Below are 9,316 nucleotides of genomic sequence, written 5' to 3' on the forward strand. Positions count from 1 at the left end.
GTCCGGTAGCGGAATCAGTGCCGTCGGCGGCGGTTTCGGCATCGGAGGTCGCGGTGGAGACGGCGGGACCGGCGGCGTCGCCTTCAATGTCGGCACGGGCGGCGAAGGCGGTGCAGGGGGCGTGGGCGGTGACGGCACCGGCGGCAGCTCCGTCGTCATCGGGCAAGGCGCCATCGGCGGCGGCGGCGGTACGGGTGGTGTCGGCGGCACCGCCGACGGCTTCGTCGACGCGGGAGCCGACGGCTACAACGATGGCACCGGCGGTGTGGGCGGTGACGGCGGCGCCGGCGGCGATGCGACCACTGCCGCCGCGGGCACCGCCACCGGCGGGTTCGGCGGCACCGGCGGGGCCGGCGGGGTCGCCCACCCCGGCGCGGACGGCAGCGGCGGTGTGGGCGGCGCGGGCCAAACCGTCGCCGACGGCGCGGGTGCCTCCGGCGGTGATGGCGGACCAGGCGGCGCCGACGGCACACCCGGCACACCGGGAGTGCCGGGCTAATCCAGCCGGGCCATCCAGCCGTGGGTGTCGGCGAAGGTACCGCGCTGAATACCGGTCAGAGTGTCCCGCAGCGCCATGGTGACCTCGCCGGGCTGACCGTCGGCGATGGTGAATTCGCCTTCGGCGGATTTGACCTGTGACACCGGGGTGATGACCGCAGCCGTCCCGCAGGCGAAGACCTCGGTGATCTCCCCCGAGGCGGCCTTCTTCTGCCATTCACTGACATCGATCTTGCGTTCTTCGACACTGAACCCGGCATCGGTTGCCAACTGCAGCAAGGAGTCCCGGGTGATACCGGGCAGCAGCGAGCCGGACAACTCAGGAGTGACCAGGCGCGCCGAGCCACCGGTGCCGAACACGAAGAACAGGTTCATCCCGCCCATCTCTTCGACATAGCGCCGCTCGGCCGCATCCAGCCACACCACCTGATCGCAGCCGTTGTCGGCGGCCTGGGCCTGCGCGACCAGTGACGCCGCGTAATTACCGCCGAACTTGGCCGCGCCGGTGCCGCCGGGGCAGGCCCGCACGTACTCCGTCGACAGCCACACGCTCACCGGCTTGATCCCGCCCTTGAAGTACGCGCCGGCCGGTGAGCCCATCACCAGGCAGCGGTACTCGTTGGCGGGACGGACCCCCAGGCCCGGCTCGGTGGCGAAGACGAATGGCCGCAGGTACAGCGACTCCTCGCCGCCCGCCTCCGGCACCCAGGCGCCATCCACGGCGATCAGCTGCCGCAACGACTCGATGAACAGCTCGTCGGGCAGCTCCGGAATGGCCAGCCGTCGCGATGAGGCCCGCATCCGCGCGGCATTGGCCTCGGGCCGGAAAGAGACGATCGACCCGTCGCTCCACCGGTAGGCCTTGAGCCCTTCGAACACCTCTTGCGCGTAGTGCAGGACGATGGCCGACGGGTCCAGTTCGATGGGTCCGTAGGGAATGACCCGCGCATTGTGCCAACCCGCGTCCACCGTGTAGTCGATCGACACCATGTGGTCGGTGTGGTACTTGCCGAAACCCGGCTCCGCCAAAATGGATTCGCGCACCTCGTCCGGCGTCGGGTTTGCGGTGACCGACACATGGAACTCGAGGAGGCTGCTCGTCATGCAGCGATTGTATAACCGGTGCGCTAGCGGGTTTTTGCCGTGACGAACGGCGGCGTCACCACCTGGCATTCGACGGCGCGACCGCGCACGTCGACGGTGAGCTGGGCGCCGTCCTCGATACCCGCATCTACATCGATCAGCGCCAGCGCAATGCCGGCCTTCAGCGTCGGCGAGAACGTGCCCGAGGTGGTGACCCCGACCCGGCGGTCACCGTCGAGCACGGCCAGGTCGGCACGCAGCACTCCCCGACCCGTGGCGCGCAGCCCCCGCAGCAGCCGCGCGGGACCGGCCGCTTTCTCCGCCAGCAGTGCGTCGCGGCCGAAGAACGATTCCTTCTTCCAGCCGATCGCCCACCCGCAACGGGCCTGCAGCGGTGAGATGGCCGGCGACAGTTCATGGCCGTGCAGCGCATAACCCATCTCGGTGCGCAACGTGTCGCGGGCACCCAGGCCGGCCGGCTCACCGCCGATCGCCCGCACGGCCTCTACCAGCGCGTCGAACACCACCCCCGCCGAGTCCCAGTCCGGCAGCAGCTCATAGCCGTGTTCACCGGTGTAGCCGGACCGGCACACCCGCACCGGCACGCCGGCGTAGGCGGCGTCGGCGAACGCCATGTAGTCCATCTCGGTCGGCAGGCCGAGACCCGCCACAACCTCGGCCGATCGCGGGCCCTGCACGGCCAGCACCGCGCGCGAACGATGTTCGTCGGTGATCGTCACCCCGGCCGGCGCCACCTCCTGCAGCACGGCCACCACGGCCGCGGTGTTGGCGGCATTGGGCACCAGAAAGATCTCGTCGTCGGCAACGTAGTAGGCGATCAAGTCGTCGATAACGCCACCAGATTCGTTGCAGCACAAGGTGTATTGGGCCTGCCCCGGCGTGATTCTGGCCAGGTCGTTGGTGAGCGTCGCATTGACGAAGGCCGCCGCGCCCGCACCACGAACAGTCGCCTTGCCCAGATGGCTGACGTCGAACAGCCCGACGCTGGCGCGGGTGGCATTGTGCTCGGCGACGGTGCCGGCGTAGGACACCGGCATCAGCCACCCGCCGAACTCGGCGAAGCTGGCGCCCAGTGCGCGATGGTGGTCTTCCAGGGGTCCGTGTTGCAGTTCGCTCACGTCGATCCACCCTAATCGGCGAGGCGAGTGCCGGCCCGATCGGAGCGCCGGCGCCGGCCGGGCTCGAACGCAAAGGGCTGGAATTGAGCGAGCACTGACCTCGATCGCCCGGATCATTTCCTCAGATGCTTCTAATATCACTTTACTCAATCCGACCTTCGTCGAGCCGGCCACTTGCCCTTAGGCGCTCCGTCAACGCGAGTAGACCGCCGAGGAGGGAGATTATGGTCGCAATAAGGCGTATTCAAGGACTGTGTTGATGGCCGATAACCCCAGTTTCGACACAGTGCATCCACAAATGTTGACCACCCCGAGAAGCTCCCGTAACTTAACGCCAATACCTAAGTGATCCACAGCTTCCACATCGCTACTTGCTAGGAGAAGGCCCCTTGACCAACAACAACTGCGCCGAGGCGCGTCGTCGCCCGCGCAACGCGAAGGCTCGCCGTCTCAACCGGGCAATCGGTGCTGCCAGTGGTGCGGCCGCGTGTCTCGCGCTCGGCATGACCCCGCTGATCGAGCAACCACAGGCTCAGGCAGACGAGCTGGACTGGATCTTCGACTTCGTCGACCCCCTGTTCGGTGTCGATCCCACCGGCGGCTCCACCGACGCCTTCGTGGCGGCACTGAACCTCGACACCTGGTTCACGAGCGGATCCGCCGAAGCATTGGCGAGTGGCGACTGGTTCCAGGCGCTCGTCTACGACCCGTGGCACACCAGCATCGAGAACTGGATCAACAGCGACTTCGGCCTGGCGGTCGGCAGCCAAGTCAATGCCCTGTTCGGCCAGTACCTCATCGGCGACGGCGCCGACGGCACCGCTGACCACCCCGACGGCGGCGACGGCGGGCTGTGGTTCGGCGACGGCGGCAACGGCTGGGGCCTGACCGGCAGCGGCGGCAGCGCCCTGTCCTGGATCGGCAACGGCGGCAACGCCGGCAGCGCCAACGACGTTGGTTCCCCTTCTGGGCTAACCACTTTCGCTCTCACCGAACCGATCAACGGTGCAGCCGGCATAGGCGGCTCGGCCGGCTTCCTATTCGGCAACGGCGGCAACGGCACCAACGGTGGTGACGGCCAATTCGGCGGCGACGGCGGCATGGGCGGCGGCGGTGGCAACGGCGGATTCATCTGGGGCAATGGCGGAAACGGCGGAAACGGCGGAAACGGGTCCCTCGGCGGCAACGGGGGTGACGGCGGCTACGGCGGAGCCGCCGGACTGTACTTCAGCGCCGGTGGAAACGGCGGCAACGGTGGGGTGGGCGGCGCCGGCGGGGCCGGACAAAACGGAGGTAACGGCGGCAACGGGGGCCACGGAGGCATCCCAGGGCCGGCGTACGTCGGCGGACTTCTCTATGGCACCGGCGGCAATGGCGGAATGGGCGGCGCGGGTGGTGCCGGTGGCGTCGCCGTCGGCACCGGCACCGCTGGAGCAGGGGGCAACGGCGGAGACGGCGGAACGGGGGGCCCCGACGGCTACTGGTTCTGGAACCTGTTCGGCACCGCTGGCAACTCAGGCAGCGGCGGGGTAGGCGGTGCTGGCGGTGATGGCGGTGTCACCGGAAACGGCGGAAACGGCGGGACGGGCGGCGCCGTAGGCGCAGTTTTGGATTACGGCAGCTTCGGCGGGCACGGCGGTGTCGTGGGCCACGCCGGTGATGGCGGCAACGGCGGCAGCGGCGGCACCACTTATGGCAACGCCGGAAACGGCGGCGACGGAGGCAACGGCTCTACGTACGGAACGTCCGGCAATGCTGGCAACGGAGGCAATGGCGGCAACGCCCGTGGGACCTACGGTGACGGTGGAAACGGCGGCAACGGCGGCGAAGGCGGATCGATCGGTGGTGACGGCGGCCGCGGAGGCAACGGCGGATCCGGCATCGGCACCGGCCATACCGCTGGCCGCGGCGGAAACGGCGGCGATGCCGGCGACTACATGAACAACGGTGGCGGTGGCAACGGCGGGAACGGGGGCAACGGCTCCGCTGGCGCAGTCGGGAACATCGGCGGCGCTGGAGGCACCGGAGTTCCCCCGGGCGCGGCAGGCACTCCGGGAACGCCGCGCTAGAACTGCGGCAATGATCGCACCCCGGGGAGCTAGCCGCTCTGCGCCCAGCTCGCGGTAACTCCCCAGTCTCCGGCCGGCGACTGGCAGACTATCCAGATGGTCGACTTCGATGCGCTCGAAGCTGCCGGTATCGCTGACGCCAGGGACCGCGCGGGCCTGGTCGAATACCTCGACGGCCTGGGCTTCTCCGCCGAGGAGATGGCCGACGCCGAGCGCCGGGGCCGGTTGTTCGGCCTGGCCGGCGACGCGGTGGGCCGTTCGGGCCCGCCCGACTACACGTTGCGCACCGCCGCCGAAGCCTTGGGCCTGCCACTCGACGACGTCGCGCAGGCCTGGCGGATGCTCGGGCTCAGTGTGCCCGGTCCGGACACCCCCGCGCTGAGCCAGGCCGACGTCGACGGGCTGGCCACCTGGGCCCAGATGCGGTCCTACCTCGGCGAACCCGTCGACGGATTCCTGCGGGTGCTGGGCGCGACGATGGCGCGCCTGGCCGAGGCCGAGTCCAGCATGATCCGGCTGACCCAACCCGAGATGTGGCTGGGACACACCGGAGACGAACTGACCACCGCCCGGGCCTGGCGAGCGGTCGCTGCCTACATCCCGCGCATCGGCGCCATGATCGACGCCGTCCACCGCCAGCACCAGGTCAGCCACCGGACCTTCCTCGAGGGGCTGGCCGGCGGGCCGTCCGCCAGCTTGATGTGCGGCGTCGGGTTCGCCGACCTGACCGGTTTCACCGCGCTGACCCAGGTCCTCACGTCCGCGGAGCTGGCCACGCTGCTCACCGACTTCGCGGGCACCGTCGCCGACGTCGTGCATTGCGACGGCGGGAGGGTGGTCAAGTTCATCGGCGACGCGGTGATGTGGGTGAGTGCGACCGGAGAACTGCTGGCCCGGGCGGCGATCGACCTTGTCGACCATCCCAAGGCCCGCAAAGCCGGTCTGCAGGTACGCGCCGGGGTGGCCTACGGCGAGATGCTGGCGATCAACGGCGACTACTTCGGCACCCCGGTCAATCTGGCCGCGCGCCTGGTGGATGCGGCCGTACCCGGGCAGGTGCTGGCGTCTACTTGCGTCCGCGAAGTACTCCCCGAATGGCCGGCAACCCTTCAGGAACCGTTGACACTCAAGGGTTTCGACGAACCCGTCCCGGCATACCAATTGCATCCGAACCCAGATCGTTAGGGTGAGTGCTTGTGAGCACCGAACCCGGATACCCCGCCCCCTCCGTCACCGTCGCCGCCGCGCTGCACACGAACGCCGATGAGGCCGTGCTGATCGTGCCGGTCGTATCGGCCGGTGACGAGTCCGAATCCACCGCGTCGGTCGCCACGACCGAGCCGGCGCTGCCCGCCGAGGCGGTCGCCGAGATCGAGGCCGGTCTGCGCGCGCTGGGCGCCAAAGGCGGCAGTGAGCAGGTGCACCGGCTGGTGGTGGCGTCACTGGCGGTGGCCAGCGTGGTGACCGTCGGGCTGGGCAAGCCGCGCGATTCCTGGCCGGCCGACACCGTTCGCCGGGCCGCCGGGAATGCGGCGCGTTCCCTGAACGGTACCGCCACGGTGATCAGCGCGCTGAGCGGGCTGCCCGGTGACGGGGTGCTCGCTGCCAGTGTCGAGGGACTGCTGCTGGGTGGCTATCGGTTCACCGCGTTCCGCAGCGAGAAGACCGCGCCCAAGGAACCGGGCCTGCAGGCGGTGGCCGTGTTGTCCACCGCGGCCGACGCCGAGGCGAGCGCGGCGCGCGGCGTCGATATCGCGGCCGCGGTGGCTACCGCCCGCGACTTCGTCAACACCCCGCCCAGTCACCTGTTTCCGGCCGAATTCGCCGACCGCGCCAAGGCACTCGGCGAAGCAGCCGGCCTGGACGTCGAGGTGCTCGACGAGCAGGCGCTCGCCGAGGCCGGCTACGGCGGAGTGATCGGTGTCGGACAGGGCTCCTCGCGCCCGCCGCGTCTGGTCCGGTTGATCCACCGGCCCAAGCACGCGGCATCATCCAAGAAGGTGGCCCTGGTCGGCAAGGGCATCACCTTCGACACCGGCGGCATCTCGATCAAGCCGGCCGCCTCGATGCACCACATGACCTCCGACATGGGCGGCGCGGCCGCGGTGATCGCGACCGTGGTGCTGGCCGCCCGCCGTGGCCTGCCGATCGAGGTGACCGCCACCGTGCCGATGGCCGAGAACATGCCGTCTTCCACCGCGCAGCGCCCGGGCGACGTGCTCACCCAGTACGGCGGCACCACCGTCGAGGTGCTCAACACCGACGCCGAGGGCCGGCTGATCCTGGCCGATGCGATCGTGCGGGCCTGCGAGGACAACCCGGACTATCTCATCGAGACCTCGACGCTGACCGGCGCGCAGACAGTGGCGCTGGGCGCGCGCATCCCCGGGGTGATGGGTTCGGACGACTTCCGCGACCGGGTGGCGTCCCTCTCGCAGGCCGTCGGCGAGAACGGCTGGCCCATGCCGCTGCCCGACGAGCTCAAAGAGGACCTGAAGTCGACGGTGGCCGACCTGGCCAACGTCAGCGGTCAGCGTTTCGCCGGGATGTTGGTCGCCGGGGTGTACCTGCGTGAGTTCGTGGCCGGCGGAGTCGACTGGGTCCACATCGATGTGGCGGGGCCGGCCTACAACTCCGGCAGCGCCTGGGGCTACACGCCCAAGGGCGGCACCGGCGTGCCGACCCGCACCATGTTCGCGGTGCTGGAAGACATCGCCGCGAACGGATAACCGACGGCCGGCGTCAGGCTTATTCCTCCGCGCTCTGGGCGTTGCGCACCGGCCGGGGCGGCCTCGCGGGGTTTTCGACGCCCTGTTGAAACGACAGCGCCGCACTTTGCACCAACATCAACACGGCGAACACGGCAACCCAGAGCCAGGACTCCGTCGCGTCCAGGTGAGATGCCACATCGGTTTTCGGCAGCGCCGCCATTGAGCGGGTGATCGCCGCGACGATCACCACGGTGCTCAAGTACGGGAACGCGGTCCGGATGCGGCCGGCCATGGGCCCGATCGGCGATTCGCTGCGCCGTCGTGCCCGTCCCAGGAACCAACCGATCGCACAGGCCGCGGCGACGGCGACCGTGATGGGCACCGACAGTCGGTTGGCGTCGTCCCACAGCGGCTGCAATGGCTGATGCGTCTGCGGGTCACCGAGTGCGAGCGCCAGGTCGGCCAGCGTCGCCTCCACGAAGAACACCGCGATCGGCGGGACCAGGACCGCCACGATGAACACGCAATGTCTGATCAGTGTGCCTGCGCTACCCGAGACGAACTGCACTACGGCGTACAGCAGAATATAGAGCGAGGCCACAAATGATATGCCGCCCAACAGTTCTGCGGATGTGGCCCGACCGCTGACCACCGCGCATCCCTGTTCGCCGGCCAGCAGGCTGTATTGCACCGCCGTCAGGAACAGCCCCAGAAATGCGTTCATCAGCGCGACCCCGGTAAGGGTCTCGTGCTCGACCTCGCGCGGGTCCGGCGCATGACCGTCGCTGCGACGCCGATACGCACGATCGAGCACCAAATTGATGACAACGAACGCGAAACCGGCCAGCAAACCGGCTAGTTGGGCATAGTTGCGGGCCACGATCGAGACGTCGAAGCCGGTCCACAGCTCGCAGGCTGCAGCGATCTGCTCAGTTGGCACCCGCGAGATATTAGTGACGCTGAAGCGGCCGCAGTAGTGCTTTGAGGGACGCTGCGGTGCGCCATACCCGACGGCGTCGAGAGCCCTTCGACCGCCACCTCGATGTGTGCCGACGACGCCGCAATGACAGGATGGTTTTCGACAGTCCACCTGGACACCGCCCTCGCCCCACCACTGACGTGGTATCCAGGAAACGACGTGCAGCGACCGATCGAGCGAGGAGTCAACAACGATGGCCTTCTCAGTCCAGATGCCCGCCCTCGGTGAGAGCGTCACCGAGGGAACGGTGACCCGCTGGCTCAAGCAGGAAGGCGACACCGTCGAGGTCGACGAGCCACTCCTGGAGGTTTCCACCGACAAGGTCGACACCGAGATCCCGTCACCGGTGGCCGGTGTGCTGACCAAGATCATCGCCGGTGAGGACACCACGGTCGAGGTGGGCGGCGAGCTGGCCCTGATCGGCGAGGCCGGGGAAAGCAGCGGCGGCGAGAGCAGCGACGCCCCGTCGGCACCGGCGGCCGAGCCCGCCGAGCAGGCTCCCGCTGCCGAAGCGCCCGCCCCGGCGGCTCCCCTGTCTGATGCTCCAGCGGCACCCGCTGCCCCGGAGGCACCCGCCGGAGACGGCACCCCGGTGCTGATGCCCGAGCTGGGTGAGTCGGTCACCGAAGGCACCGTGACGCGCTGGCTCAAGCAGGTCGGCGACACGGTCGAGGTCGACGAGCCGTTGGTGGAGGTCTCCACCGACAAGGTCGACACCGAGATCCCCTCCCCGGTCGCCGGTACCCTGCTGTCGATCACCGCCGAGGAGGACACCACCGTCGAGGTCGGCGGCGAACTGGCCAGAATCGGTTCGGGTGCGCCGGCGGCTTCCGTACC

The 9,316-nt window shown here is 69.1% G+C and carries 7 protein-coding genes and 1 pseudogene; 5 read left to right on the forward strand and 3 right to left on the reverse strand.

The window, feature by feature from the left end:
* A pseudogene (locus EJK91_RS22005) lies at positions 1-499 on the forward strand (PGRS repeat-containing protein); the annotation flags it as partial.
* Here the strand turns inward: EJK91_RS22005 and EJK91_RS20830 are convergent.
* Both EJK91_RS20830 and gcvT read right to left on the reverse strand, forming a co-directional pair.
* Positions 496-1,602 (reverse strand): branched-chain amino acid aminotransferase, encoded by a 1,107-nt coding sequence (locus EJK91_RS20830; RefSeq protein ID WP_024440530.1) that lies wholly within the window; start codon positions 1,600-1,602, stop codon positions 496-498. The pseudogene EJK91_RS22005 and the gene EJK91_RS20830 overlap by 4 nt on opposite strands.
* A 23-nt stretch (positions 1,603-1,625) precedes the next feature.
* Positions 1,626-2,726: a glycine cleavage system aminomethyltransferase GcvT gene (gene gcvT / locus EJK91_RS20835; protein WP_369797565.1), complete on the reverse strand. Its 1,101-nt coding sequence runs from the start codon at positions 2,724-2,726 to the stop codon at positions 1,626-1,628.
* A 383-nt stretch (positions 2,727-3,109) separates the two neighbouring features.
* Here gcvT and EJK91_RS22010 point away from each other — a divergent pair, with 383 nt between their 5' ends.
* From EJK91_RS22010 to EJK91_RS20850, 3 genes are all read left to right on the forward strand, one after another.
* Positions 3,110-4,789, forward strand: a complete 1,680-nt coding sequence (locus EJK91_RS22010; RefSeq protein WP_164518054.1) for a hypothetical protein — start codon at positions 3,110-3,112, stop codon at positions 4,787-4,789.
* Between the two features lie 96 nt (positions 4,790-4,885).
* Positions 4,886-5,974, forward strand: coding sequence for an adenylate/guanylate cyclase domain-containing protein (locus EJK91_RS20845; protein ID WP_125079861.1), 1,089 nt, complete (start codon positions 4,886-4,888; stop codon positions 5,972-5,974).
* Between the two features lie 11 nt (positions 5,975-5,985).
* Positions 5,986-7,518 carry a leucyl aminopeptidase gene (locus EJK91_RS20850; RefSeq protein WP_125079862.1) on the forward strand — a complete coding sequence of 511 codons (1,533 nt, stop codon included), beginning with the start codon at positions 5,986-5,988 and terminating at the stop codon, positions 7,516-7,518.
* 19 nt (positions 7,519-7,537) lie between these two features.
* Here the strand turns inward: EJK91_RS20850 and EJK91_RS20855 are convergent, their stop codons facing one another.
* Complete coding sequence (locus EJK91_RS20855; RefSeq protein WP_024440534.1) at positions 7,538-8,440, reverse strand: hypothetical protein; 903 nt, start codon at positions 8,438-8,440, stop codon at positions 7,538-7,540.
* Positions 8,441-8,672: 232 nt separating this feature from the next.
* On the opposite strand from EJK91_RS20855, the gene EJK91_RS20860 reads away from it, so the two are divergent.
* Positions 8,673-9,316, forward strand: a 644-nt coding sequence (locus EJK91_RS20860) for a biotin/lipoyl-containing protein (RefSeq protein ID WP_346773480.1), incomplete at its 3' end; no start/stop codon positions are given.

This window comes from Mycobacterium sp. P7213 (assembly GCF_900604305.1).
Lineage (GTDB): Bacteria > Actinomycetota > Actinomycetes > Mycobacteriales > Mycobacteriaceae > Mycobacterium.

Excerpts from the sequence above, each read along its gene's own strand:
- EJK91_RS20830 (WP_024440530.1), bottom strand. The coding sequence starts at position 1,602 with ATGACGAGCAGCCTCCTCGAGTTCCATGTGTCGGTCACCGCAAACCCG.
- EJK91_RS20845 (WP_125079861.1), top strand. The coding sequence starts at position 4,886 with ATGGTCGACTTCGATGCGCTCGAAGCTGCCGGTATCGCTGACGCCAGG.